This is a genomic window from Ruegeria sp. H8, assembly GCF_056532905.1.
The window spans coordinates 21,027-45,374 of the sequence record NZ_JBQFNY010000015.1 but is presented as its reverse complement, the minus strand read 5'-3'; the positions used below and the strand labels follow the sequence as shown (position 1 = coordinate 45,374).

General features: G+C 57.9%; 26 protein-coding genes. 6 read left to right on the top strand and 20 right to left on the bottom strand.

What is annotated here, in order from left to right; genetic code table 11:
• Positions 1-121: 121 nt before the first annotated feature.
• The 5 genes from rplL to rplK all read right to left on the bottom strand — a co-directional run bounded on the left by rplL (position 122) and on the right by rplK (position 3,456).
• Positions 122-499, bottom strand: coding sequence for a 50S ribosomal protein L7/L12 (gene rplL, locus ACR0A2_RS21280; protein WP_152459178.1), 378 nt, complete (start codon positions 497-499; stop codon positions 122-124).
• Positions 500-578: 79 nt separating this feature from the next.
• The gene (gene rplJ / locus ACR0A2_RS21275) at positions 579-1,097 is read right to left on the bottom strand and encodes a 50S ribosomal protein L10 (RefSeq protein WP_152459179.1); all 519 of its coding nucleotides are present in this window, start codon (positions 1,095-1,097) and stop codon (positions 579-581) included.
• Positions 1,098-1,419: 322 nt separating this feature from the next.
• Positions 1,420-2,178, bottom strand: coding sequence for a nuclear transport factor 2 family protein (locus ACR0A2_RS21270; protein ID WP_480837160.1), 759 nt, complete (start codon positions 2,176-2,178; stop codon positions 1,420-1,422).
• A gap of 128 nt (positions 2,179-2,306) precedes the next feature.
• On the bottom strand, positions 2,307-3,005 hold the full coding sequence (gene rplA / locus ACR0A2_RS21265) for a 50S ribosomal protein L1 (RefSeq protein ID WP_171119843.1): 699 nt from the start codon (positions 3,003-3,005) through the stop codon (positions 2,307-2,309).
• A 1-nt stretch (position 3,006) separates the two neighbouring features.
• A complete protein-coding gene (gene rplK, locus ACR0A2_RS21260) occupies positions 3,007-3,456 on the bottom strand; it encodes a 50S ribosomal protein L11 (protein WP_152459181.1) in 450 nt (149 codons plus the stop codon).
• 382 nt (positions 3,457-3,838) lie between these two features.
• On the opposite strand from rplK, the gene ACR0A2_RS21255 reads away from it, so the two are divergent.
• Positions 3,839-5,068: a peptidoglycan-binding domain-containing protein gene (locus ACR0A2_RS21255; protein ID WP_171230647.1), complete on the top strand. Its 1,230-nt coding sequence runs from the start codon at positions 3,839-3,841 to the stop codon at positions 5,066-5,068.
• An 86-nt stretch (positions 5,069-5,154) separates the two neighbouring features.
• On the opposite strand, the gene nusG is transcribed toward ACR0A2_RS21255, so the two are convergent.
• The 6 genes from nusG to ccoG all read right to left on the bottom strand — a co-directional run bounded on the left by nusG (position 5,155) and on the right by ccoG (position 10,417).
• The gene (gene nusG, locus ACR0A2_RS21250; RefSeq protein WP_152459924.1) at positions 5,155-5,688 is read right to left on the bottom strand and encodes a transcription termination/antitermination protein NusG; all 534 of its coding nucleotides are present in this window, start codon (positions 5,686-5,688) and stop codon (positions 5,155-5,157) included.
• Between the two features lie 199 nt (positions 5,689-5,887).
• On the bottom strand, positions 5,888-6,085 hold the full coding sequence (gene secE / locus ACR0A2_RS21245) for a preprotein translocase subunit SecE (RefSeq protein WP_050605011.1): 198 nt from the start codon (positions 6,083-6,085) through the stop codon (positions 5,888-5,890).
• A 99-nt stretch (positions 6,086-6,184) separates the two neighbouring features.
• On the bottom strand, positions 6,185-6,343 hold the full coding sequence (gene ccoS / locus ACR0A2_RS21240) for a cbb3-type cytochrome oxidase assembly protein CcoS (protein WP_480837158.1): 159 nt from the start codon (positions 6,341-6,343) through the stop codon (positions 6,185-6,187).
• A 5-nt stretch (positions 6,344-6,348) separates the two neighbouring features.
• Positions 6,349-8,526: a heavy metal translocating P-type ATPase gene (locus ACR0A2_RS21235; protein WP_480837156.1), complete on the bottom strand. Its 2,178-nt coding sequence runs from the start codon at positions 8,524-8,526 to the stop codon at positions 6,349-6,351.
• Positions 8,527-8,528: 2 nt separating this feature from the next.
• Complete coding sequence (locus ACR0A2_RS21230) at positions 8,529-8,987, bottom strand: FixH family protein (RefSeq protein ID WP_171233859.1); 459 nt, start codon at positions 8,985-8,987, stop codon at positions 8,529-8,531.
• 2 nt (positions 8,988-8,989) lie between these two features.
• Positions 8,990-10,417, bottom strand: coding sequence for a cytochrome c oxidase accessory protein CcoG (gene ccoG / locus ACR0A2_RS21225; RefSeq protein WP_480837154.1), 1,428 nt, complete (start codon positions 10,415-10,417; stop codon positions 8,990-8,992).
• Between the two features lie 35 nt (positions 10,418-10,452).
• Between ccoG and ACR0A2_RS21220 the strand changes: the two genes are divergently transcribed.
• Positions 10,453-10,833, top strand: coding sequence for a hypothetical protein (locus ACR0A2_RS21220; protein WP_171233861.1), 381 nt, complete (start codon positions 10,453-10,455; stop codon positions 10,831-10,833).
• A 3-nt stretch (positions 10,834-10,836) separates the two neighbouring features.
• On the opposite strand, the gene ccoP is transcribed toward ACR0A2_RS21220, so the two are convergent.
• Genes ccoP through ccoN form a run of 4 tightly spaced genes read right to left on the bottom strand, consistent with a single transcriptional unit; the run spans position 10,837 to position 14,247 of the window.
• Complete coding sequence (gene ccoP / locus ACR0A2_RS21215) at positions 10,837-11,700, bottom strand: cytochrome-c oxidase, cbb3-type subunit III (RefSeq protein ID WP_171119849.1); 864 nt, start codon at positions 11,698-11,700, stop codon at positions 10,837-10,839.
• Positions 11,697-11,882, bottom strand: a complete 186-nt coding sequence (locus tag ACR0A2_RS21210) for a CcoQ/FixQ family Cbb3-type cytochrome c oxidase assembly chaperone (protein ID WP_050605006.1) — start codon at positions 11,880-11,882, stop codon at positions 11,697-11,699. Before ACR0A2_RS21210 ends, ccoP begins: the two co-directional genes overlap by 4 nt.
• Positions 11,883-11,894: 12 nt before the next feature.
• Complete coding sequence (gene ccoO / locus ACR0A2_RS21205; protein ID WP_152459189.1) at positions 11,895-12,623, bottom strand: cytochrome-c oxidase, cbb3-type subunit II; 729 nt, start codon at positions 12,621-12,623, stop codon at positions 11,895-11,897.
• Between the two features lie 16 nt (positions 12,624-12,639).
• A complete protein-coding gene (gene ccoN, locus ACR0A2_RS21200; RefSeq protein WP_171172554.1) occupies positions 12,640-14,247 on the bottom strand; it encodes a cytochrome-c oxidase, cbb3-type subunit I in 1,608 nt (535 codons plus the stop codon).
• Between the two features lie 200 nt (positions 14,248-14,447).
• Between ccoN and ACR0A2_RS21195 the strand changes: the two genes are divergently transcribed.
• Positions 14,448-15,287: a universal stress protein gene (locus ACR0A2_RS21195; protein WP_480837151.1), complete on the top strand. Its 840-nt coding sequence runs from the start codon at positions 14,448-14,450 to the stop codon at positions 15,285-15,287.
• 52 nt (positions 15,288-15,339) lie between these two features.
• Here ACR0A2_RS21195 and ACR0A2_RS21190 read toward each other — a convergent pair whose 3' ends face one another.
• Together ACR0A2_RS21190 and fnrL are read right to left on the bottom strand one after the other, a co-directional pair.
• Entirely contained in the window at positions 15,340-15,594 is a 255-nt protein-coding gene (locus ACR0A2_RS21190; protein ID WP_152459192.1) for a GlsB/YeaQ/YmgE family stress response membrane protein, read from the bottom strand.
• 71 nt (positions 15,595-15,665) lie between these two features.
• Entirely contained in the window at positions 15,666-16,409 is a 744-nt protein-coding gene (fnrL, locus tag ACR0A2_RS21185) for a transcriptional regulator FnrL (RefSeq protein WP_152459193.1), read from the bottom strand.
• Positions 16,410-16,470: 61 nt separating this feature from the next.
• Between fnrL and hemN the strand changes: the two genes are divergently transcribed.
• The 3 genes from hemN (at position 16,471) to ACR0A2_RS21170 (ending at position 20,544) form a co-directional block, all read left to right on the top strand.
• Positions 16,471-17,826 carry an oxygen-independent coproporphyrinogen III oxidase gene (hemN, locus tag ACR0A2_RS21180; protein ID WP_171331860.1) on the top strand — a complete coding sequence of 452 codons (1,356 nt, stop codon included), beginning with the start codon at positions 16,471-16,473 and terminating at the stop codon, positions 17,824-17,826.
• 212 nt (positions 17,827-18,038) lie between these two features.
• A complete protein-coding gene (locus tag ACR0A2_RS21175) occupies positions 18,039-19,970 on the top strand; it encodes an elongation factor G (protein ID WP_480837148.1) in 1,932 nt (643 codons plus the stop codon).
• 94 nt (positions 19,971-20,064) lie between these two features.
• Positions 20,065-20,544, top strand: a complete 480-nt coding sequence (locus ACR0A2_RS21170; protein WP_170328828.1) for a DUF995 domain-containing protein — start codon at positions 20,065-20,067, stop codon at positions 20,542-20,544.
• Between the two features lie 28 nt (positions 20,545-20,572).
• On the opposite strand, the gene ACR0A2_RS21165 is transcribed toward ACR0A2_RS21170, so the two are convergent.
• The 3 genes from ACR0A2_RS21165 to ACR0A2_RS21155 are packed head-to-tail and all read right to left on the bottom strand — an operon-like array spanning position 20,573 to position 24,348.
• Entirely contained in the window at positions 20,573-22,150 is a 1,578-nt protein-coding gene (locus ACR0A2_RS21165) for an ABC transporter ATP-binding protein (RefSeq protein ID WP_171233866.1), read from the bottom strand.
• The gene (locus ACR0A2_RS21160; protein WP_480837146.1) at positions 22,147-23,253 is read right to left on the bottom strand and encodes an ABC transporter permease; all 1,107 of its coding nucleotides are present in this window, start codon (positions 23,251-23,253) and stop codon (positions 22,147-22,149) included. The genes ACR0A2_RS21165 and ACR0A2_RS21160 overlap by 4 nt, the downstream gene beginning before the upstream one ends.
• On the bottom strand, positions 23,254-24,348 hold the full coding sequence (locus ACR0A2_RS21155) for a microcin C ABC transporter permease YejB (RefSeq protein WP_152459198.1): 1,095 nt from the start codon (positions 24,346-24,348) through the stop codon (positions 23,254-23,256).

The following is a 24,348-nucleotide window of genomic DNA, read 5'->3' as shown; positions in this document are numbered from 1 at the left end:
ACCGTGTCTTAGAAAACGCCTCGCGTCTTGAGGCCCTTTCTAAGACAGGTTCGGCTGGACCCGGATTTCTCCGGACCCAGCCAAATTTTTCGGCACATCAGCGATGCACCTGAGACCAAGCTTAGGCCAGTTCGACTTCGGCGCCAGCTGCTTCCAGCTTGGCTTTGACGTCTTCTGCTTCTGCTTTGTCCACGCCTTCTTTGATCTTGCCGCCGGCTTCGACCAGTTCCTTGGCTTCTTTCAGGCCCAGGCCGGTGATGCCGCGAACTTCTTTGATGACGTTGATTTTCGATGCGCCGGCGTTCTTCAGAACGACGTCGAATTCGGTCTTTTCTTCCTCAGCTGCGCCACCGGCGTCGCCAGCTGCACCTGCGACCATTACGGCGCCGCCAGCTGCGGGCTCGATGCCGTATTCGTCTTTGAGGATGGTTTTCAGTTCTTGTGCTTCCAGCAGGGTCAGACCCACGATGCTTTCTGCGAGTGCTTTCAGATCAGCCATTTTATCAGCTCTTTCCGTTTACAGTGTGTGTTCCAACGTCAGGGCACATGCCCCACGCAGATCATTCAGTGCCAACCGCTTACGCAGCTTCCGCCTTCTCTTCGATGGTGGAAAGGATGCTTGCGATATTGCTTGCAGGTGCGCCAATCGCGCCGGCGATGTTCGAAGCAGGTGCGCCAATGCAGCCCACGATCGAAGCAATAAGCTCCTCGCGAGACGGCATTTTCGAAACAGCTTCGACGCCTTTGCGGTCCAGAGCGTTCTCGCCCATTGCACCGCCAAGGATTTCGAACTTTTTGTTCTCCTTGGCGAAGTCCTCGGCCACCTTGGCTGCTGCCACGGGGTCCTCGGAATAGGTCAGAACGGTCATCCCTGTCAGCAGGTCGGCCATGTTTGCACACGGCTTACCCTCAAGGGCGATTTTGGCGAGCCTGTTTTTGGCAACACGCACGGAACCGCCCGCTTCGCGTGCACGCGCGCGCAGGTCCTGCATCTCGGCAACTGTCAGACCGGCGTAGTGGGCAACCACTACGACGCCAGAGCTTTCGAAGATTTGGCCGAGTTCCTCGACCACTTTCTCTTTCTGGGCTCTATCCACAGTTCTCTCCAAGTTAGGGGCGAAATCTCACCCCGGCTCATATTTGCCGCAGCTTTCGCTCCGGCGTTCAGGTCCTTGTTACGGGATTGGCCAAAATGCGCCCGAGGGTGGGACCCCCAGAATTCTTTGGTCTTACCCGTCTCAGGCAGGGAATTAAGGGGCCGAACGGACCCACCCACCGTCTTGGACGAAACGAAACAAAGCGCACGACGAATCGCACGCTTTGTTCCGCAGGTCTTCTTAGGGCAGATGGAGGGGGTTTCCAAGGGGTAAATTGCACCCAATTCAGATCATACAGCACCCAAATTCCAAGGGCATCTTTTCAGAACTTCCCGTTGTCGTTTTTCCATTCCTCGCGCGGCGGAACCGCTTCGATGGTGCTCCAATGTTCGACGATCTGATCAGCGTCCCAACGATACAAATCATAAAAGCTGGAATGCACCCCATTTCTTTCCCCTTCACACACGCAAAGGACGAAATTTCCCTCTGCCAAAACCCGATGCAAATGCTTGTAGACAAATTTTGTCCCGCTTTCGTTTGTTCCTTCCAACACGTTCTTGAGCGCTACGATTCCGTCGGCCATGTCCGGATTGTGCTGTTTTAGATCCTCTGCAACTAAGTCCGCCAATCTGTCAAACCTGCGCTTTATCAGAACCTCTGTGACAAACATGCTGCTAGCGGCCCGGTTTTCTTCCGTCTTCTCCAGGTCCGTTACTTCGGTGTGGCCATCCAGCATTCCACGCCCAGAAAGGTTTGGACTGCGCAAGGGCTGAATGTTGTCCCAATGCTCTACGGCTTTGCCATCTTCGAACCGAAACACCTCAAACGCGGCGCGCAGGCTACTGAAATCGTACTCAATATGCGCAAAGGCAAAGTCGCCATCCTCGAAAACCCTTTTGAATGTAACCTTGGGTGAGGTCTTGGACAGCCTTGCGAACAGGTCGGCAATACCTTCGCTGCCTTCGTGAGTTTGAGGGTTGTGCTGGATGTACTTCTCTTCATTGACAACCGCTGCCGCCATGGCGTTACCGGTTTCCAAACCCTTAAGAAATCTTTGGAGGAGTTCGCGCTTAGTTTCCATAGCCATGGTCCGTTCGATTGCCAGAACTGAAATGCATGCGATTTATCTTCGCACCGAACCCGGCAAAATGAAAATCCCGGGCAGTTTGCACCACCCGGGATCAATTCTTTGCATCAGATTTGTCTGGCTTACTCGCCCGAGGCCTCTGCTACATCAACGGTCACACCGGGGCCCATGGTCGAGCTCAGCGCGATTTTCTTCATATAGGTGCCTTTGGCGCCCGACGGTTTCGCCTTGGCAACAGCCGAGACAAACGCGCGGACGTTTTCAGCCAGTTTGGCTTCGTCGAACGACGCTTTGCCAACACCGGCATGCACAACGCCGCCTTTTTCCGCCTTGAACTGAACTTCACCGCCCTTGGCTGCTTCCACGGCCGCTTTCACGTCCATGGTCACGGTGCCAACCTTGGGGTTCGGCATCAGGTTGCGGGGGCCCAGAACTTTACCCAGACGACCGACGATCGGCATCATGTCCGGGGTGGCAATGCAGCGATCGAATTCGATGGTGCCGCCCTGGATGGTTTCCATCAGGTCTTCTGCACCAACGATATCCGCGCCTGCTTCTTTCGCTTCGTCTGCCTTGGGGCCACGAGCGAAAACAGCAACGCGCATCGCTTTACCGGTGCCGTTCGGCAGGCCGACAACACCTCGAACCATCTGGTCCGCGTGACGGGTGTCAACGCCCAGGTTCAGAGCGATCTCGATGGTTTCGTCGAATTTCGACGTTGCATTGGCTTTGACCAAGGCAACTGCTTCGTCTACCGACAGGTTTTCCTTGCCAGCGACAGCTTCGCGCGCGGCGCGCGTACGTTTACCGAGTTTTGCCATCTTACTTCACCTCGATGCCCATGGAGCGGGCCGAGCCCAGGATGATCTGCATTGCGCCTTCGATGTCGTTGGCGTTCAGATCTTTCATTTTGGCTTCGGCGATTTCGCGAACCTGCTTCGAGGTCACGGTTGCCACGGTCTCACGACCTGGGTTTTCCGCGCCGCGGGGACGGTTACGCTTGCCAACCGGCTTCAGACCAGCTGCTTTTTTCAGGTAATAAGACGCGGGCGGCGTCTTGATGTCCATGGTGAAGGACTTGTCCTGATAATAGGTGATCACGGTCGGGCACGGAGCGCCGGGCTCCATGTCTGCTGTCTTGGCGTTGAACGCCTTGCAGAATTCCATGATGTTGATGCCGCGCTGACCCAGCGCAGGACCAACTGGCGGCGACGGGTTCGCCTGACCTGCAGGAACCTGCAGTTTCATTGTACCAGCAAGCTTCTTGGCCATTTGGTTTTCCTTTCAACTTGGGTGAAACGCGTCTCACCCAGATTATGTTGCGTGGTCCGGTTCGGGATCGCGACCCCGGCAACCTCCCACGAGAGAATCTCGCCCGAAGACGATAAAGGCGGCGTTTACATGGGATCAGGAGAGATGACAAGTGGTTGGTGCACCATTCGGGTTGTACCGAATCAAACCCTGAGAGGATTCTTGCTGCCTGCGTGATTACACGCGTGTCTCCTTGCAGTTTCGAATCCCTCTAACAATTTGCAAAGACGTGTAAAACCGCCGGTTTGCCGCCAATTGAACGCGACATTGGCGCTTGCTTCGCCACAACGCAGATGACCGTGCTATACTCCTTAAAAATTGTGATTATTGGTGGAGGTTAATTATGATACTTCGTTTAGCTTTAACTCTTGGCATCGCCTTTTCTCTTGCTGCTGCCATCCCTCAAACGGCACGGGCCGACGCTGGAGAGTTTCTTGGTGGTGCGGTCGTCGGCGGGATCGTTGGTTACGCAATCGGCAAGGACCAACAAAAGAAAAAATCTCAGAGAACAACTTCATCGAACCGCACCTATCGGTCAGGTATTCCGTCTACCACACAAGGCGCGCAAACTCAGACCGCGCTCAATTACTTCGGGTACAATGCAGGACGGGTCGATGGTCAGGTGGGTCGCGGCACCCGGTCCGCAATCGAACGCTATCAGGCCTCGATGGGTTATCCTGTAAACGGCTATGATTTTCAGCCATATCAGTATGACTTTCTGATGCAAGCCTACTATTGGGCCACAAGCGGTGGACAGGCGACGACTCAACTTGCGGGCCAACCGCTTCTGATGGCGTATCGCCGTCAGGTGCAGACGGGATCTGCTTTGGCTACTGCCCCGCAAGCTCCGGCACAAGCCGCCCCGGCACAGCCTGTTCCGGTTGCGACACCGCAAGAACCTGAGCCGGAGACAACCGAAACAACGTCTGCCAGCCTGCCGAGCCTGTTTTCCGGCGGCACCGGAGGCCCGTCGCTGGCCAATCGCTGTAGCGGGGTCATGCTGCAAACATCTACCAATGGCGGTTATACGACCCTGGCGAACATGTCGGATCCCGACTTTGCGCTCAGCGAACAGTTCTGTCTTGCCCGCAGCTACGCGATGGCGCGCGGTGAAGATCTGATTCAGGATATCCAGGGGCTCACGCCGGATCAGGTGAGTGCTCAATGCGACTCGTATGGTGAAATGGTGGCGCCTCAGGTTGATGCTCTGTCTATCAACTCGAAAACCGAGGCTGAAACCCAGATGCGCAAGCTGGCGCTGGACTCGGGCCTCAGCCCCCAAGATCTTGCCGCGACAAGTAAGGTCTGCCTGGCGATTGGCTATCGTCAGGACAACATGGATGCTGCTCTTGGGTCTGCCCTGATGTTGGTCGCAATGGGTGAGCCCGCCTATGGCGAGCTGATTGGCCACCATCTGCGCGAAGGCTTCGGTGTGCAGAAACGTCGCGATCTTGCGATGCAGTGGTATGACGCAAGCCTGTCGGCACTGGACGCCGGATCGCAGGCTGTGTTCCTGCCTTCCCAGACCGACCGCCCGCAACTCTTGCGCGCGGCCATGGTTCAGGCGCAATAGGTCGATACGTTTTCAGCGAATACCCAAACAAAAAACGCCGCGTTGCCCTTGGCATCGCGGCGTTTCAATTCTCGAGAAACATTTCCTCAGCTTTGCTTGGTGACCTGCGTGAAATCCAGCTCGACCGGAGTTTCCCGGCCGAAGATCGAAACCGAAACCTTCAGCTTCTGGTTCTCGTCGTCCACACCTTCGACCATACCGTCGAAATCTTCGAACGGGCCGTCGTTGACTTTGACCTTCTCGCCGACCTCGAAGCTGATCATCAGCTTGGGTGCTTCTTCACCTTCCTGAACACGGTTCAGGATCTGATTCACTTCGGCGTCGCGCATCGGCATCGGGCGGCCTTGCGGGCCCAGGAAACCAGTGACGCGGTTGATCGAGTTGATCAGGTGATACCCCTGATCCGACATTTCCATATGCACCAGAACGTAACCAGGCATAAAGCGGCGTTCGGTCGTGACCTTCTTGCCCCGGCGCACTTCGATCACCTCTTCGGTGGGCACCAGAACTTCGTCGATATCGTCCTCAAGGCCCTGTTCAGCCACCGACGTGCGGATCTGTTCTGCGATCTTCTTTTCGAAATTCGAAAGAACGCTGACCGAGTACCACCGTTTCGCCATGAACCTGTCGTCCTTGTTTGTCTTCGGGGCATCAAGCGTACCGGACACACCCGTCATTAAAATCTTGTCACACCATCCGGAATAAAAAGCGGCGCGCAGCCCGAATCGCCACACGCCCATTCCGAATAGTACCGCGTCACCTACTCTGACATTGCCCGCAGCGCAAGGGGGCAGAGACGTTTCAGCGCGCTGATCCCGTCTAGCTGAAAGCACCCAGGATCAGTTGAAGACCACCCCGAATACCCAAATCGACCAAAGCGAAAAATACAGCCGTCAGCGCCGCCATGATGAAGACCATTACCGTGGTCAACAGCACCTCGCGCCGGGTCGGCCAGACGACCTTGGAGACTTCGGCACGGACTTGCTGAATGAACTGGATCGGATTGGTGGTGGCCATTTGGCGTGTTCTCTCTGCTAGCGGATGGGCCGGACATAGCCGGGCATTGCGGCAATTTCAAGGGCAGTTGGTTCAACTCTGCCTCTATGGGGCATTCGTTCAGGGTTTGGGTTTGTCATCCCATTCGTCGCTCAGGATCCGGCGCGCATCACCTTCGGGGTCTTCGTACTGGTTCGTAAGAACGGTATATACGAAGGCAGCCAGACCAACGCCCCCCAGGAACAGGGAAATCGGGATCAGATAAGCAAGCACTTCCATTCAGGTTACCTCAGCCGCAGGGCGTTCAGGGACACGGTAATGGACGAGGTCGACATCGCCAAGGCCGCGATCAGCGGTGTCGCCAATCCGATCACGGCCAGAGGAACGGCGATCACGTTGTAAACGGTTGCGATCTGGAAGTTTTCGCGAATGCGTCTGGTGGCTTTGACGGCCGTGTCACACGCATCCGCAATGGGCGAAAGATCATTGCCCAACAGCACGATATCCGACGCGACCCGCGCCGCATCCAGCGCAGAGGCCGGAGAGATCGACACATGCGCCGCGGCCAAAGCGGCGGTATCGTTCAGCCCGTCGCCAACCATCAGAACTTTGTGGCCTTCATCGCTGAGATCCTGAATGCGTCTTGCCTTGTCCTGCGGCAAAGCCTCGGCGATCCAATCCGTGATTCCCAGTTTTTCGGCCAAGGCGCGCACCGCCCCCTGCGAATCCCCTGAAATCAAAAGTACACGTTTGCCCGAGGCACGCAGGGCATCCACCGCCTCAGCGGCGCCCGGGCGCAACGCGTCCGAGAATCGGAAGGCCACGGGTGCGTCCTCGCCGATTGCAAGCCAGGCCGAAGTATCGGTGCCCTGATCCGCGCCGACCCAGGCCGCCCGCCCCAGACGAACACGTTGACCACGGAATTCGCCCTCAGTGCCATAGCCGGGAACCTCGGCTATTCCCCGCACATTTGCTGGTTTGATCCCTGCCGCGCGCGCCGCTTTTGCCAGTGATACGGACAAGGGATGTGCAGAAGCCTCGGCCAGCGCCAGAGCGACCTCGACCTTGGCGCGTGCATGGTCTGCCAGATTGACCAGTTCCGGCGCGCCGGATGTCAGCGTGCCTGTCTTGTCGAATACAACCGTGTCGGCTTCGGACAGCCGCTCCAGTGCCGTGGCGTGCTTGATCAGCATTCCCTTGCGGAACAACCGGCCCGACGCGGCCGTGGTTACCGCTGGCACGGCCAGACCCAACGCACAGGGGCAGGTAATAATCAGAACAGCCGCCGCGATATTCAGCGCCGTGCGCAAGTCACCGGAATAGATGTACCACCCAACAAAGCTGAGCGCCGACAGAATGTGAACACCCGGCGCATACAGCTTGGCGGCCTTGTCGGCCAACGAGGTGTAACGGGACCGGCCAGACTCGGCGATGGCGACCAGATCAGCCATACGATGGAGCGACGTGTCTTCCCCGACCGCCGTTGCCCGGATTGTCAACGGACCCGTCAGGTTGACTTCACCCGCGCTCACAGTCTGCCCGGCTTCGGCAAAGACTGGCACCGTCTCACCCGTCAGAAGGGATCGATCCAGTTCTGACTGACCCGACACGATCTGGCCGTCCACGGGCATGCGCCCACCCGGTCGCACAAGGATCAGGTCTCCGACGCGCAACTCGGCAACGGGAACTTCATCTTCAACCCCATCGGCGACACGAATGGCGCGGGGAACTTCCAACGCGGTCAATTCCTCGGCCGCAGATCGCGCCGCGGCACGGGTGCGGTAATCAAGATACCGTCCGGCCAGCAGAAAGAAGGTCAATGTCAGGGCTGCGTCGAAATAGGCATGCTCGCCGCTCAACGCGGTTTCCCACAGCGACGTGACCAGCGCCAACAGGATCGCCAGCACAATCGGCACATCCATATTCAGCCGTCGCACGCGCAGGGCGCTCCAGGCATTGGCAAAGAACGGCTGGGCCGAGAACGCAATGGCCGGCAGCGCAATGGCCGCTGAAATCCAGTGGAACATGTCCCGCGTTGCATCCGTCGCACCGGACCATACCGACACCGACAGCAACATCACGTTCATGGATGCAAACCCGGCCACGGCCAGCCGCATCAAAAGATCACGCCCGGCCTTGTCCGTCTGCGTTGCGGACAAAGCCCCCGGATCAAGCTCATGTGCTTCGAATCCTGCCTGTTCAAGCACCGGGATCAGATCGCTTGCTCGCGTCTCCGGCGTGGCTTTGATCATCGCGCGTTTGAGCGTCAGATTCACCCGGGCATCTTCGACGCCGGGATGCGCGTTCAGTTCACGCTCGACCGTCGCGATACAGGCCGAGCAGTGAATGCCCGGCAGCGACAAGGCGATCTGCACATCTTCCGGTATGGGCCGGGCCGGTTCTGCCGGGGCCGCAAGGCAGCCCGGGCAGGCTGCTGTGCCGGATGAAAGCTGAGCCGTCATGCTTACCCCTTCACGTAAAGCGGGACGCGCTGCGAGAATTCGGCACCGTTTCCGTCACGCGCCACCAACCGGATGTTCCAGTTGCCCTTACCCAGTGTAGCAGGCGTGGCATAGGCTGTCCCGTCGAACGTAAAATCCGGCACGAAGTCGTCGCGCACATGGGTTGCCCGGCCGACCACGGCCTGCAATTCGCTCACCTCAACCGGCGCACCGCTTTCGTCGGTGATGTGCAGGATCAGCAGGCCGCCTTTGGTTTCCGCCCGAACTGTCCAGCCCAGCGCCTTCTGCTCTTTCAGGCGCTCGTTGAACTCCTGACTGGCGACGTAGGAGTTCTTGACCTCCAGCCCGGGAAAGGTTTTCACCGCATTATACGCCAGCACGAGGTTCACCGCGATGATCACGCCAAAAGCGCCGACAAACACGGCCAAAGCGTGCTTTCCGGTGAATTTACGTTCGGCCATGATCAGTTCCCTCGTCCGTTAAACGTGGTGTCCTTGTAGGCGCGTTCGCCGCTGCTGAGGTCTTCGACCCAGATCCGTACTGGCGTCGCCTCTGCTGCGGCCGGATCGCTATCGCGGGAGGCCACGATATATACACGGGTCAATTGTGCCGTATCCGCCGTGACATTCACAGTATCGATATTGGTTCCCTCGATTTCCAGTCGCATCGCCGGATCGCCCGCCAAAGACAGTTTGAACAGACGGTCCTCACCGTGCTTGTTGCGCAGGCGAACGTCATAGGTGTTGCGGATTGTACCGTCCGACAGGGTGACGAAAGTGGGGTTGCGGACCGGTGCAACAGTCAGATCGATGTCAGAACGGATGAAGAGCGCAAACAGCAGCCCGAACCCGACCAGCGCCCACAATGCGGTGTACATGATCGTACGCGGCCTCAGAATGTGCTTCCAGACATTCTTGGCGGGCTCGCCAGATCGCTCATGCTTTTCATCGCTCAGCGCCATGTAGTCGATCAGCCCTCGTGGCTTTCCGATCTTGGCCATCATGTCATCACACGCGTCGATACAAAGGGCACAGGTGATGCATTCCAGCTGCTGGCCATCCCGAATATCGATCCCGACAGGGCAGACATTCACGCAGGCCATACAGTCGATGCAATCCCCCAATTCAGAATCGGCCGTCCGCTTGCCTTTGCCGCGCGGTTCACCCCGCCATTCGCGATAGCCGACAACCAGCGTGTCCTCATCCATCATCGCCGCCTGAATGCGCGGCCATGGGCAGGCATAGATACAGATCTGCTCGCGGGCGAACCCGCCGAAGAAGAAGGTTGTACCCGTCAGGATCAACATCGTCGTGTAGGCAACGGGATGCGCGTTGCCCGTCACAAGATCACGGGCCAGCGTAGGTGCATCCGCGAAATAGAACACCCAGGCACCACCTGTCGCCAAACCGATCAGAAACCAGACCGCCCATTTGGTGATCCGCAAGCGAGCCTTTCGGAAATCGAGCTTTTCCTGACGGTGCAGGCGCAGGCGGGCGTTTCTGTCGCCTTCAATCCAGCGCTCGACCAGAATGAACAGGTCCGTCCAGACGGTTTGCGGGCATGCGTATCCGCACCAAACGCGACCCAGAGCGGACGTAAACAGGAACAGACCCAAACCTGCCATGATCAGCAAACCAGCGACAAAGTAGAATTCGTGCGGCCAGATCTCGATCCAGAAGAAATAAAAACGTCGATTTGCAAGATCCAGCAGGACAGCCTGATCAGGCAGGCTGGGGCCACGATCCCATCTGATCCAGGGTGTCACATAGTAGATGCCCAGTGTCACGATGAGGATGATCCATTTCAGGTTTCGAAACGGCCCCGAAACACGTCTTGGAAAAATCGGCTCACGCGCGGCGTAAAGGCTGGGGGCGGGATCGGAATCGCTCACTGGCTGGCTCCACAAATGGGTCTTCTGAAGACGTCTTGTTCCAGATCATGCCTAGGCGAACTTTGACATGGGTCAAAAAGCGCATCGAGCAAACATCTTTTGAAGATCAGCCCATCTTGCCGGCACCGGAGATCAGGTATTTTAGCCGATTTTCAGCCTATTTTGGCGGAAAATCTACTTGTGGCGCGATACCAGCTGCACGTGGTACATGCAGTTTTCCAAGTGCCGACCAATTGTCGCAGCCCCGGGTCAGCCCTGCCCGAACGCGGGTGATCAGCCGTCGTTGCAAAGAACGGAATGGCAAAACAACAGGAATTCAGTGTAAAAAAGCACCGGCTGTTCAGGAAACGCGCGAACAGATGGAACAGCCGGTGCTACAGCCTTCGGGCGGCCAGCCGCCCGAAGGTGCCCTCTAGGTCTTACTGGCCACCACCCAACTGGTGGACATAGGCGGATACCGCACGGATCTGCGCCTCGGTCAGTCGGGTATCCCAGGGCGGCATGACACCAAAGCGGCTGTAAGTCACTGTTTCGGTCAGAGCTTCTTCGCTACCGCCATAAAGCCAGATCGCGTCGGTCAGGTTCGGCGCCCCCTGGAAGATGTCACCTTTGCCATCTTCACCATGGCAGGCCGCGCAGTTGTCTTCGAAGACAACCTTGCCCGCCTGTGCCGCCGCGTCATCGGTCTGAGCGTTGCTCAGCGACATGACATACTGAACCACCTGCGTGATTTCGTCATGCTCCAGGATTTCACCGAAGGCAGGCATCTCGGAATAGCGCGCATCGTCGCTTTCTTCGTTCCGGATACCATAGCTGACGGTGTAGACGATATCTTCCATCGTACCACCCCACAGCCAGGCGTCATCCAGCAGGTTCGGGAAACCCGGCGCGCCCTGCGCACCGGAACCGTGGCACTGTGCACACCATGTACGGAACACGGCACCGCCAGAGTTCACGGCATATTGCTGAAGCTCAGCGTCCTTCGCGATGTCTTCCAAAGGTGTTTCCACCAGTTTGGCGTTCCAGGGTGCGTTTGCCTCTTCGAATGCGACCATCTCCTGCTGGACCAAAGCCCGTGAAGACCAGCCCATGACGCCGGCGGTTGCCGACTGCACCAGGGGCCATGCTGGATACATGATCGTGTAGATCACACCCCAGAAGATAGTGGCGTAGAAGGTCCACAGCCACCAGCGCGGCATCGGGTTGTCGAACTCTTCGATCCCGTCCCAGCTGTGCCCGGTTGTATTCGGATCACCCGGCTGTTTTTCAGGTGTCTTGCTCATTGCCGCGCCTCCTTGGATGTGGCGGGTTTATCTTGATGCCGGAAGGGGATGTTGGCGGTGTCCTTGTATTCCTTGCTGGCACCGGGGCGGAAAACCCAGATGACGATACCAACGAAGAAGGCGAACAACAGCAGCAGCATCCAGCTATCCGCGAACTGCCTGAGAATTGTGTATTCTTCCATCACGATCCTCCTTCAGCGGCTTGCGTCCGGGGTGAAGGTCGAGAAATCGACCAACGTGCCCAGCATCTGAAGATAGGCAACCAACGCATCAGCTTCGGTCAACTCTGGCTGGCCGTCGAAGTTGCGCACGTTGACCTTGTCGCCATAGCGCTCGAGCAGCCCGTCATAGTCGCTGTCCGGGTCAGCCTGAGCGAGGAAGTCGGCCTGTGCGTTTTCCAGCATCTCTTCGGAATAAGGCGTCCCGACCAGAGCATTGGCGGCCATCACATCACCGATGTACTTGCCGTCAATTTTGCGATGTTCGAGGAAGCCGTATTTCGGCATCACCGATTCCGGCACAACGGATTGCGGATCCCGCAGGTGGTCGACATGCCATTGGTCAGAATAGCGGCCACCGACACGCGCCAGATCGGGTCCGGTCCGTTTGGACCCCCACTGGAACGGGTGGTCATACATCGATTCCGCCGCCAGCGAGTAGTGGCCATAGCGTTCGACCTCATCCCGCATCGGGCGGATCATCTGGCTGTGGCAAACATAGCAGCCTTCGCGGATGTAGATCTCGCGCCCCGCCATTTCCAAGGGGGTGTAGGGCCGCATGCCCTCCACCTTTTCGATCGTGTTCTCAAGATAGAACAGCGGGGTGATCTGAACGATGCCGCCGATGGTCACGACCAGAAAGCTGAAGATCAGCAGGAGGGTCGCGTTGGTCTCGAGGATCTTGTGTTTGTCGAGAATTGCCATTGCTCCGGCCCTCCCTCTATTCAGCCGGGACCGCGACGGTCAGGCTGGCCTCTTTGGCCGGCGCTTTCCGCACAGTCATCCACAGGTTGTAGCACATGATCAGCGAACCGGCGACGAACATCACGCCACCCAGAGCACGCACCACATACATCGGGAACTTGGCAGCCACGGTGTCGGCGAACGAGTTCACCAGGAAGCCGTTGGCATCCACTTCGCGCCACATCAGGCCTTCCATGATACCGGTGACCCACATCGACGCGGCGTAAAGCACGATGCCGATGGTGGCGAGCCAGAAGTGCCAGCTGACCATTTGCAGCGAGTACAGACGCTCACGCTTCCACAGGACGGGCACCAGGAAGTACAGCGCACCAAAGGTGATCATGCCGTTCCAGCCCAGCGCGCCCGAGTGCACGTGACCAATGGTCCAGTCTGTGTAGTGCGACAGCGAGTTCACCGCGCGGATCGACATCATCGGGCCTTCGAAGGTGGACATGCCGTAGAAGCCGACCGAGATCACCATCATCCGGATCACCGGGTCAGTGCGCAGCTTGTCCCATGCGCCCGACAGAGTCATCAGACCGTTGATCATACCACCCCAGGACGGCATCCACAGGACCACCGAGAACACCATGCCCAGCGTCGAAGCCCAGTCAGGCAGCGCGGTATAGTGCAGGTGGTGCGGACCGGCCCAGATATACAGGAAGATCAGTGCCCAGAAGTGGATGATCGACAGCTTGTACGAGAATACAGGGCGTTCGGCCTGTTTCGGGATGAAATAGTACATCATGCCCAGGAAGCCGGCAGTCAGGAAGAATCCCACCGCGTTGTGGCCGTACCACCACTGGATCATGGCGTCTTGTACGCCCGACCAGACGATGACCGATTTCGAACCCCAGATGCTGACAGGAACGGTCATGTTGTTGACCAGGTGCAGCATCGCGACGGTGACGATAAAGGCGAGGTAGAACCAGTTGGCCACATAGATATGCGGCTCTTTCCGCCTGACGATCGTGCCCAGGAACACCGCCAGGTAGGCGACCCAGACAATGGTCAGCCACAGATCGACATACCATTCAGGTTCGGCATATTCCTTGGACTGCGTTCCGCCCAGAACATAGCCCGTCGCCGCCAGCACGATGAACAGCTGATAGCCCCAGAAAACGAACCAGGCCAGATTGCCGCCCCAAAGACGCGCGGCGCTGGTACGTTGAACGACGTAGAACGACGTTGCGATCAGCGCGTTGCCACCAAAGGCAAAAATCACTGCCGACGTATGCAGCGGACGCAAACGGCCGAAATTCAGATACCCCTGTGCCCATTCAAAGTTCAGCACCGGAAAGGCGAGCTGAAACGCGATGAAGGTCCCGGCCAGAAACCCGACCACGCCCCAGAAGGCGGTTGCGATCACGCCATAGCGGATCACGTCATCCATGTATTCGCCCGAGCGATCGACTAGAATATCTGGCTCGTCAGTGTTTCGAAGCGTCCAGATAAACAGGCCACCGGCGATAAGCATCACCAGCAGTGCATGTACCTGATACGCCAAATCGCGTGCATAATTGGTTCCGATCGCTGCAAACAGCGCGATCAGACCAAGCACGATCAGCTTGATGTAATTCGACATATTGCGTCCCTTTGCCATGCCCCGCGCGTTTTTGATTCTTGTACGCGCGAAACCCATTTGACTGGCTGCCGTTCTGAAGCACGGCGGCTGTTACTGCTTTGATCTGTATCAAGACAGTTCTGCGTTTTCTGTGACACGCATTGTAGAGGAAATAGGCCGACTGGTCACATGAGACCAAATGCCCGAATCATGAGGTCGCAATGACTTACAAATCTCTACTCACTGTCATGACCGAAACGCAGACAGCACCCGCCGCTCTGGCGCAGATGGTGGCCCTGGCAGAATCTCAGGATGCACATGCCGAAGCCCTGTGCCTTGGCGTCGATCGCAGTCAGACAGGTTACTACTATGCGGGTGCCAATGCGCTTATCGTTCAGGAAACACTGAGCCGGGCCAATGCCGAGGCCCAGGAGCTGCTGAACTTTGCCAATGACTACCTTGGCAAGTCCGGCGTTCGCTGGTCCGCCGAGCATGGCGTCGCGCAGATTGCCGATATCGGACGCCATGTTGCGCATAGGGCACGGTTTTCCGATCTGGTGATCCTGCCGCACCCCTACGGCAAAGACCGTGGGGCCGAGGCCGAGCCCATCATCGAAGCAGCCATGTTCGAAGGGCATTGCCCGGTTCTGGTCGTACCGGACGACGCCGAGCCGCTGACGGTGCCGCGCAACATCATGATAGGTTGGAACGAAAGCGTAGAGGCCATGTGCGCCATTCGTCACGCCCTGCCCTTCCTGAAACAGGCCGAGCTGGTCCGAATCGTGGTCATCGATCCGCCCCGCCATGGGCCGGACCGGTCTGATCCGGGCGGAATGCTGTCACAGATGCTGGCCCGACACGGGGTCAAATGTGAGATTGATGTGCTGAGCAAGAGCATGACGCGCGTGTCAGATATTCTCAACCGTCACGCATCCGATACAGAATCGGATCTGATCGTCATGGGCGCTTACGGTCATTCCCGTTTTCGCGAGGCCATTCTGGGCGGCGCAACCCGCAACATGCTGGAGCAGTCTACCGTACCGGTATTCCTGGCCCATTGATCCGCCCTTCAAAAGCCGCCCGACTTGGCGGCTTTTGTCATCCTCTCTTTTGTCATCCTCTGCGGATCAGGCCTATCAGGAACAACAGGATCACGGCACCTGCTGTTGCGAAGAGGATAGATGACAGCAGGCCGCCGCCAACGGCGAATCCAAGCGCCGGAAAAATCAACCCCGCCAGAAACGCACCTACGATTCCAACAACTATGTTTCCGAAAAGACCAAAACCCCTGCCCTCCATAATCTTTCCGGAAAGCCAACCGGCGATTGCGCCGACCAAAAGCATTGCCAACAAACTGGTAAATTCCATGTCGATCTCCTGAATCAGACATTCCTGCGAAAAAGACTGCGGCGGCTGTTCGTGGTCAAAAGCCGATTACGTCAGACCGGAAAGCCGCCATCCGAATCGTCACCTGCCTCTTCCATCAGGCGGCCCAGATCGGGGATGGTCACGTGTCGCTTTCCTTCAAGTGTAATCACCCCGTCTTTTTTCAAAGCTGATATCTGGCGACTGACCGTTTCCAATGTCAAACCCAGGTAATCCGCCATTGCTTCTCGGGTCAGGGGCAGGTCGAACACTATAGATCCAGTCAGACCCTTTTGGCTGACCGAAGCGTCCCGGCGCGCAATGATCGACAGCAGGCTGGCAATCTTCTCACGCGCCGTTTTGCGCCCCAGAACCAGCATCCACTCGCGGGCGGCATCAAGCTCGTCCAAAGTCATCTGCAAAAGACGATGGGCGATATGCGGGGTGTGGTCCATCAACTCTTCGAACGGTTTCTTGCGGAAACAGCACATCACGACATCCGTCGTGGCCTGAACATCATAGGGCGCAGTATCGCGACCCGGGCGGCCAACGAAGTCGCTTGGCAGCAGCAGACCAACCATTTGGGTGCGGCCATCTTCCATTGTCTGAGTCAACGACGCGATACCAGCCACAACCGAGCCGACAAAACTCATCTGATCCCCAGACCAGATGATCGTCTGACCCGCCTCGAAACTGCGGTAATATTTAATGCTTTCAAGCTCTTCCAGCTCATCGGCATCACAACGGGCGCAGACGGCGCGATGACGAATCGGGCAATCTCCGCAATTTGAATGGTCAAATTGTGCTTTTACTGTCATGCGCGTTCCCACTTGATCTCCATCAAAGCACCTGTGTCGCCTGTCGCATAAGGGTATCGCCATGATAGTGAAACCACAATTGGCAAAGCTTGGACTTTTTGACGCGAAAGTACCGCGTTACACAAGCTACCCCACCGCCCCCCACTTCAGCAACGACGTGGGATCAGATATGTTCGGCGACTGGATTTCCGGGATCAAACCCGGCAGTGCAATTTCGCTGTACATTCATGTCCCATTCTGCCGCAGGCTATGCTGGTTCTGCGCCTGCAGGACACAAGGGACACAAACCGACAATCCGGTAATCGCCTATGTCGATGTTCTGAAGGCCGAACTGGACCTTCTGGCCGCACGTCTGCCTGAGGGTGTGGTTCTGTCGCGCCTGCACTGGGGCGGCGGCACACCAACACTGCTGAACGCCCAATTGATGCGCGAATTGGCGCAACACATCCTGGGTATCGTGCCCATGGGGCCGAATGCCGAATTCTCGGTTGAGATCGATCCGAACGAGATTGACGAGGCGCGTTTGGATGCGCTGGCAGACGCGGGCATGAACCGCGCCTCGATTGGGGTGCAGGATTTCGATGACGAAATCCAAAAAACCATAGGCCGTATTCAAAGCTATGACACCACGCGCGACGCCATCGACATGATCCGTGAACGTGGCATCACCAGCCTGAATGCGGATATCCTTTACGGTCTGCCACATCAGACCAAGGCGCGCATGACGGAAAGCGTGCAGAAACTCCTGTCGCTCAACCCGGATCGCGTGGCACTCTACGGTTATGCCCACGTGCCTTGGATGGCCAAGCGGCAGCAGCTGATTCCGTCGGACGCCCTGCCCACACCGGAACAGCGCCTTGAACTGTTCGACACGGCCCGACGTTTGTTCCTTTGGGACAATTATGCCGAGATCGGTATCGACCATTTCGCCACTGTGGATGACGGTCTGACACACGCTTTGCGCGCGGGCCGCCTCAAGCGGAACTTCCAGGGTTACACCGACGATCAGGCCGATGTTCTGATTGGTGTCGGGGCCAGCTCGATCTCTCGTTTCCCGCAAGGCTACGCGCAGAACGCTCCGGCCACCTCTGCCCATACCAAAGCCATTCGCGATGGGCAGTTTTCGACATCCCGAGGGCACCTTTTCAAAGGTCAGGACATTCTGCGTGCTCGCCTGATCGAGGCATTGATGTGCGATTTCAAGATCGACTCGGCGGAAATCCTGCGGGATCACGATATTTCGGCCTCTGACTTGGACGAGATGTACCGCGCAGCCAACGCATCTTTCGACGGAATGCTGCAAATCACCGAAGCCGGGCTTTTCATACCGCCCGAAGCGCGGGCGCTGACCCGGATGATCGCCCGCAGCTTTGACGCCTATGACCTCAGCAAAGCCGGGCACAGCTCGGCCATCTGACCCTTTTTCGGCGGGCAACATTCGGCCCGTGACGCGCAAAACACATCAGGGGCTTGACGCACGCCTGCGGTTTTTCCCACACTCATGTTGTAGGGCGGCATCTCGCTCTGCGGTCTGAGGCGGGCAAAATACAGACAATCCTTGTCGGCGCCAACGCGTCGGTCGGTCCCTTTCGTGTAGCCAATCTGCAACCTGAAAGAGGGACAACACTCATGCGCGTTTTCACCGTCCTCGGGCCCAGCCAATCGGGCAAATCTACGCTTGTCGAGGCCATCAGCCGCCTCGACGGGCGCCCCACCACATTCGATGTTTCCGGAACCGTGCATTTGCACGGTTTTTCTTACCTGGACGAGCCCTGGTGCGCGATCGACGTCGATGGGGGCGGCGATGCACTGGCCTATGTCGGCCCTGCAATGGCGATTTCGGACGCCGCCGTGGTCGTGGTGCCCCCCGACCCGAATGCCGCCGTTCTGTGCGCGCCCTACCTGCGATTGGTCGAAGAGGCCGGCATCCCCTGTTTTCTGTTCATCAACCGGATGGACAACCCCAATGGCCGCGTCCGCGATATCATCGCCGCTCTGCAAACATACTGCACCCACCACATTGCCCTGCGTCAGGTGCCGATCCGCGAAGGGGATACGATCATCGGGGCGGTTGATCTGATCTCGGAACGGGCCTGGAAATATCAGGAGGGCCAGCCCTCGGCCCTGATCGAACTGCCTCAATCCGTCGAAGACCGCGAGCAGGAAGCGCGAACCGAGCTGCTCGAAACCCTGTCCGATTTCGATGACAACCTGCTGGAACAGCTGATCGAAGACAAACAGCCGCCAAGTGACGAGGTCTATGATCTGGCAGCACAGGTTTTGCAGAACCACCAGTTGATTCCCGCCTGCCTGGGTGCCGCAAGTCACGGCAACGGGCTGACGCGTCTGATGAAGGCGCTGCGGCACGAAGCCCCCGAATTTGACATCGCCGCCGGGCGCGACGAGGCCGCAGACAGCGCCCGCGCCATTGCCGGTTTTGCGGATGTCAAAAAGCACATCGGAAAAATCGTCGTTCTGCGCGGCCTGGGGGACGGCGTGCAAGCCCATGAAGCCTTGGGGGGTGAGACCGTCGGCAATCTGACAACGCTGGATGCCAAAACCCAGATCGCCACGCTGGAGGCCGGGCAGATTGGTCTGGCGGTGAAATCCGATCACCTCAACCCCGGCTACATCTACGACAGCAATTCGGCGACGGAACTGCCGGAATGGGCGGCCTCGCATCCGGTGGCGCATCGTCAGATCGTCTCGCCCGCGCATGAGCGGGACGATGTGCGCCTGTCAAACGCCCTGAGCCGTCTGGCCGAAATCGACCCCGGCCTTCATCTGCAACAGGATGAGCTGACCGGCCACGCCGTTCTTGGGTCTCAAGGTCCGCAGCACATGCGACGCGTGACCGCCAAGCTGGCCGAGGATTTCGGGATCGAGATTGAAGCCGACCCGGTCGAAACCGCCTATCGCGAAACCATCCGAACACCTGTCGAACATCGCCACAGACACCGCAAACAATCCGGCGGGGCTGGGCAGTTCGCGGATGTCGTGATCTCGGTCGCGCCGCTGCCGCGCGGATCCGGGTTCCAGTTCGAAGAGGTCGTCAAGGGCGGTGCGGTGCCCAAGAATTACATCCCATCCGTGGAACAGGGCGCCAGAGACGCGCTGGAGCAAGGCCCCGAGGGCTTTCCGGTGGTGGATGTGAAGGTCACGCTGCATGACGGCAAGCATCACAACGTGGACAGTTCCGATTATGCCTTCCGCACCGCGGGCAAGAACGCCGTGCGCGAGGCCTTGCCACAGGCCAAGCCCATTGTTTTGCAGCCGATCCTGAACGCCGAAATCCACCTGCCTTCTGATTTTGTTGGCGACCTGGTGCCGACGATCAGCTCTCTGCAAGGACAGGTTCTGGGATTTGAGGGCAACCCAAACGCATCAGGCTGGGAGATTTTCAACGCTCTGATTCCCGCCGTGGCCGAGGATGAGTTGCATCGCACTCTTGCCAGCGCCACGCGCGGAACCGGGTGGGTCAAGCTGAGCTTTGATCACTATGAAGAACTGCGCGGGCCGGTGCCAAAGTCGGCATCACGCGAAGCGGCCAACGCACACTGACATTTCCAGAATTCCTCTGATCGGCCCCGCCGGTCAGAGGGCATCCGGGACCACGTCCCATTTCTTTAAAAAGAGCTAGAGAGGAGTCTTTGTTATGGGATATTCAAAAGCCATCCTGAGCACAGCTGCCGCAGTATCCTTAGCACTGTTTGCCAGTGAAGGCCTTGCGAAAGGAAAACCCAAGGGCGCATCGGCAACTGATCCCCAGCAAATTGCACAGTTGTTTTCAGGGAAAACGTCAAACTGGAGCCGGGGCAGCAAATTTTATTGGGCTCCCAACGGTGTCATGCATGGCGTTGGCAAAAATGGCGACTCCATCGGTATCGGTAAGTGGTACGTCACCAACAAAGGAAAACTGTGCAACGAGACGACTTGGTATTGGCCTGAGAACGGTCAAACAAAGTCAGAATTGTACAATGAGTGCTGGGAGTTCGTAACAGCGCCAGACGGAACCATTTGGGAACGTTACCTTCCTGAGAAATCAGACTGGTACAAGCATAAGTACGAAAAACAGGTCAAAGGCGACACCCAAAAAAGAAAATTCAACAAGATCAAGAAAGATCTGGGGCTTTGATCTCTGGCCGGGCGGGTAACAACCCGCCCTACCCCGCCGCAGCAATCAATTCGCGGGTATAGTCGGTCTGGGCATTTTCGAACAAATCCTCGGCCGTGCCCATTTCAACCACATCTCCGTTTCGCATGACGATCACCTTGTGCGACATCGCCCGCACCACTTTCAGGTCGTGGCTGATGAACAGATACGCCAGCCCGTATTTCTTTTGCAGATCGCGCAGCAGATCGACGATCTGAACCTGAACCGTCATGTCCAGCGCGCTGGTCGGTTCGTCCAGAACCAGCAGCTTGGGGCGCAAGACCATCGCGCGCGCAATCGCGATGCGCTGACGCTGACCGCCCGAAAACTCGTGCGGATACCGGTCCATCGCCGCAGGATCCAAGCCCACCTCGGTCATCACTTCAGCGACCAGTTCACGCGGCGCGCGATGAGGATCAATGTTGTGAATGGCCAGACCTTCCGCGATGATCTGCTGACAGGTCATGCGTGGGCTGAGGCTGCCGAACGGGTCCTGAAACACGATCTGCATATCCTTGCGCAGCCGGCGCAGCTCTCGTGTGGACCATTTTCGAACATCCTGATCGCGGAAGGTGATGCCGCCTTCGGACGCGATCAGACGCATGATCGCCAGCGCCAGCGTGGTCTTGCCCGACCCGCTTTCGCCCACGATCCCCAAGGTCTCACCCGCGCGCACGCTCAGCGTGGCGTCATTTACCGCCTTCACATAGCCGACCGTGCGTTTCAGAAACCCGCGCTGGATCGGGAACCAGACTTTCAGGTGATCGGTGCGCGCGACTTCCTCGGCATCTGTCGCAACGGCGTCTGGCTGACCCGAAGGTTCCGCAGCTAGGAGCTTGCGGGTATAGGGGTGCTGCGGGTTGTCGAAGATCTCGGCAGTCGCACCGGTCTCGACGATCTCACCATCCTTCATCACACAGACCCGGTCGGCGATGCGCCGCACGATGCCCAGATCATGGGTGATGAACAGCATCCCCATGTTTTCGGATTTCTGCAAACTGGCCAGCAACTCGAGGATCTGTGCCTGAATGGTTACATCCAACGCCGTCGTCGGTTCATCGGCGATCAGGATGTCCGGCTTGTTCGCCAGCGCCATGGCGATCATCACGCGCTGCCGCTGTCCGCCCGACAACTGGTGCGGATAACTGTCCAGCCGGTCTTCGGGGTCGCGGATACCGACCTTGTTCAACAGTTCAAGAATCCGTTCGCGCGCGACATCACCCGTGACCCCCTGATGCAGGGCCAGCGATTCCGCCATCTGCTTCTGGATCGTGTGCAGCGGGTTCAGCGATGTCATCGGCTCCTGGAAAATAAAGCTGATGTCATTGCCGCGCACCTCCATCAGGCGTTGCTCTGACGCGCCGATCATCTCCTGCCCGTCATAGGTGACGGACCCTTCGACGATCGCGCTGTCGCCCAGCAAAGATACGGTGCTGAGCGCCGTGACCGATTTGCCCGACCCGGATTCGCCCACCAGTGCCACGGTTTCCCCGCGATCGACATGGAATGACACGCCCCGAACCGCCGCACTGATCTGACCGTCCTGCCGGAACGAGACCTTCAGGTTGTTTACATCCAGCAGGCTCATGAGAAGGTCTTTCTGGGATCGAACGCATCCCGCACGCCTTCAAAGATGAAGACCAGCAGGGACAGCATGATGGCAAAGGTGAAAAAGGCCGTGAAAGCCAGCCATGGGGCCTGAAGGTTCTGTTTTGCCTGCAGGGTGAGCTCCCCCAGCGAAGGGGCCGAAGACGGAAGGCCAAAACCAAGATAATCCAGCGAAGCCAGCCCGCCTATGGTGCCCGTGACGATGAAGGGCATGAAGGTCAGCGTGGCAACCATTGCGTTGGGCAGCATGTGGCGGAACATGATGGTCATGTTGCCCACGCCCAGTGCCCGTGCAGCGCGCACATATTCAAGGTTTCGCGCTCGCAGGAATTCTGCGCGCACCACGCCAACCAGCCCGGTCCAGCTGAACAGGATCATCAACGCGACCAGCAGCCAGAAACTTCGCCCCAATACCGCGAACATGATGATGATGACGTAAAGCGACGGTGTCGCTGACCAGATCTCGATGATCCGCTGAAAGATCAGATCCAGCCAACCGCCAAAGAAACCCTGTATGGCACCGGCAAAAATACCGATCAGACTGGCGGCGCCCGTCACCAGCAGCGTGAACAGGATCGACAGGCGGAAGCCGTAAATCACCCGTGCCAGCACATCGCGCTTGGTGTCATCGGTGCCCAGCAGGTTCTGGCCGTTGGGCGGCAAAGGTGCAGCCCCGGGTCGGTCCACAGACGTGTTGTAGGAATAGGGGATCAGCGGCCAAAGCGACCAGCCACGCTCGAACCCCTCCGCCTGGAACGTGCCGACGTCGATCTGTTCGATAATGCCTTCTGGATCGTCAAAACATTCTTCCAGGCCGCCACTGTCTATCAGGCACTGAACCTCGGGGTCGCGATAGATCGCCTCTGTCTGGAAGTCTCCGCCAAAATCGGTTTCCGCATAGAAGTTGAAGACCGGCATGTATAACTCGCCCCGGTATTTCACCAGAATCGGTTTGTCGTTGGCGATGAACTCGGCAAACAGCGACAGGCCGAACAACACGGCGAAGATGATCAACGACCAGAAAGCGCGCTTGTTTCGGCAGAAATTGCTCCAGCGGCGCTGGTTCAGGGGGGACAATGCCATTTACCCCTCCCGCTTTTCAAAATCGATGCGCGGGTCGACCAGCACATACATCAGATCGCTGATGATGCCGACCACCAGACCCATCAGGCCAAAGATGAACAGCGTGCCGAAGATCACCGGGTAATCCCGCGCCACGGCGGCTTCAAAACCCAGACGCCCCAGACCATCAAGTGAGAAGATCGTTTCGATGATGATCGAACCTCCGAAGAACACGCCGATGAACACGGCCGGAAATCCGGCTATGACGATCAGCATCGCGTTGCGGAACACATGGCCATACAGCACCTTGCGTTCGCTCAGGCCTTTGGCGCGGGCGGTCATGACATATTGCTTTTTGATTTCATCAAGAAAAGAGTTCTTGGTCAGCAGCGTCAATGTCGCAAAGGCCGAGATCGTCAACGCGATGGTCGGCAACGCGATATGCCAGAAATAATCTGCGATCTTGCCAAAAAGACTCAGGCTGTCCCAGTTGTCGGATGTCAGCCCCCGCAACGGGAAGATCTGCCAATAGGATCCACCGGCGAAAAGCACCAGCAGCAGAATGGCAAACAGGAAGCCAGGGATCGCATAGGCCACGATGATCGCAGCGCTGGTCCACGTGTCGAACTGCGAACCGTCCCTGATCGCCTTGCGAATGCCCAGAGGGATCGAAACCAGATAGGCAATCAGCGTCGACCACAGGCCCAGCGAGATCGAGACCGGCATTTTCTCGAGCACCAGATCAATCACGCTGATCGAGCGGAAATAGCTCTCGCCGAAGTCCAGCGTCAGATAGTTGCCCATCATGATCAGAAAACGTTCCAGGGGCGGTTTGTCGAAGCCGAATTCCTTTTCAAGTTCAGCAATGAACTCGGGCGGCAGGCCCCGTGCACCGACATATTTGTCATCGAAAACGCCGCCCGCGGGCTCTGACCCCGCGCCGGCATCGCCCGCACCCGCAAAACCGGCGAAAACGTCCCCCTGACCTTCGATTTGGGCAATGATCTGCTCGACCGGCCCGCCAGGCACGAATTGTACCAGCGTGAAGTTGACTATCATGATGCCCAGAAGGGTCGGGATGATCAGCAACAAACGTCTTAGAATATAGGCGCCCAT

Excerpts from the sequence above, each read along its gene's own strand:
- rplL (WP_152459178.1), bottom strand. The coding sequence starts at position 499 with ATGGCTGATCTGAAAGCACTCGCAGAAAGCATCGTGGGTCTGACCCTG.
- ACR0A2_RS21270 (WP_480837160.1), bottom strand. The coding sequence starts at position 2,178 with ATGGAAACTAAGCGCGAACTCCTCCAAAGATTTCTTAAGGGTTTGGAA.
- rplA (WP_171119843.1), bottom strand. The coding sequence starts at position 3,005 with ATGGCAAAACTCGGTAAACGTACGCGCGCCGCGCGCGAAGCTGTCGCT.
- rplK (WP_152459181.1), bottom strand. The coding sequence starts at position 3,456 with ATGGCCAAGAAGCTTGCTGGTACAATGAAACTGCAGGTTCCTGCAGGT.
- ACR0A2_RS21255 (WP_171230647.1), top strand. The coding sequence starts at position 3,839 with ATGATACTTCGTTTAGCTTTAACTCTTGGCATCGCCTTTTCTCTTGCT.
- nusG (WP_152459924.1), bottom strand. The coding sequence starts at position 5,688 with ATGGCGAAACGGTGGTACTCGGTCAGCGTTCTTTCGAATTTCGAAAAG.
- secE (WP_050605011.1), bottom strand. The coding sequence starts at position 6,085 with ATGGCCACCACCAATCCGATCCAGTTCATTCAGCAAGTCCGTGCCGAA.
- ccoS (WP_480837158.1), bottom strand. The coding sequence starts at position 6,343 with ATGGAAGTGCTTGCTTATCTGATCCCGATTTCCCTGTTCCTGGGGGGC.
- ACR0A2_RS21235 (WP_480837156.1), bottom strand. The coding sequence starts at position 8,526 with ATGACGGCTCAGCTTTCATCCGGCACAGCAGCCTGCCCGGGCTGCCTT.
- ACR0A2_RS21230 (WP_171233859.1), bottom strand. The coding sequence starts at position 8,987 with ATGGCCGAACGTAAATTCACCGGAAAGCACGCTTTGGCCGTGTTTGTC.
- ccoP (WP_171119849.1), bottom strand. The coding sequence starts at position 11,700 with ATGAGCAAGACACCTGAAAAACAGCCGGGTGATCCGAATACAACCGGG.
- ACR0A2_RS21210 (WP_050605006.1), bottom strand. The coding sequence starts at position 11,882 with ATGGAAGAATACACAATTCTCAGGCAGTTCGCGGATAGCTGGATGCTG.
- ccoO (WP_152459189.1), bottom strand. The coding sequence starts at position 12,623 with ATGGCAATTCTCGACAAACACAAGATCCTCGAGACCAACGCGACCCTC.
- ccoN (WP_171172554.1), bottom strand. The coding sequence starts at position 14,247 with ATGTCGAATTACATCAAGCTGATCGTGCTTGGTCTGATCGCGCTGTTT.
- ACR0A2_RS21195 (WP_480837151.1), top strand. The coding sequence starts at position 14,448 with ATGACTTACAAATCTCTACTCACTGTCATGACCGAAACGCAGACAGCA.
- ACR0A2_RS21190 (WP_152459192.1), bottom strand. The coding sequence starts at position 15,594 with ATGGAATTTACCAGTTTGTTGGCAATGCTTTTGGTCGGCGCAATCGCC.
- fnrL (WP_152459193.1), bottom strand. The coding sequence starts at position 16,409 with ATGACAGTAAAAGCACAATTTGACCATTCAAATTGCGGAGATTGCCCG.
- hemN (WP_171331860.1), top strand. The coding sequence starts at position 16,471 with ATGATAGTGAAACCACAATTGGCAAAGCTTGGACTTTTTGACGCGAAA.
- ACR0A2_RS21175 (WP_480837148.1), top strand. The coding sequence starts at position 18,039 with ATGCGCGTTTTCACCGTCCTCGGGCCCAGCCAATCGGGCAAATCTACG.
- ACR0A2_RS21170 (WP_170328828.1), top strand. The coding sequence starts at position 20,065 with ATGGGATATTCAAAAGCCATCCTGAGCACAGCTGCCGCAGTATCCTTA.
- ACR0A2_RS21165 (WP_171233866.1), bottom strand. The coding sequence starts at position 22,150 with ATGAGCCTGCTGGATGTAAACAACCTGAAGGTCTCGTTCCGGCAGGAC.
- ACR0A2_RS21160 (WP_480837146.1), bottom strand. The coding sequence starts at position 23,253 with ATGGCATTGTCCCCCCTGAACCAGCGCCGCTGGAGCAATTTCTGCCGA.
- ACR0A2_RS21155 (WP_152459198.1), bottom strand. The coding sequence starts at position 24,348 with ATGGGCGCCTATATTCTAAGACGTTTGTTGCTGATCATCCCGACCCTT.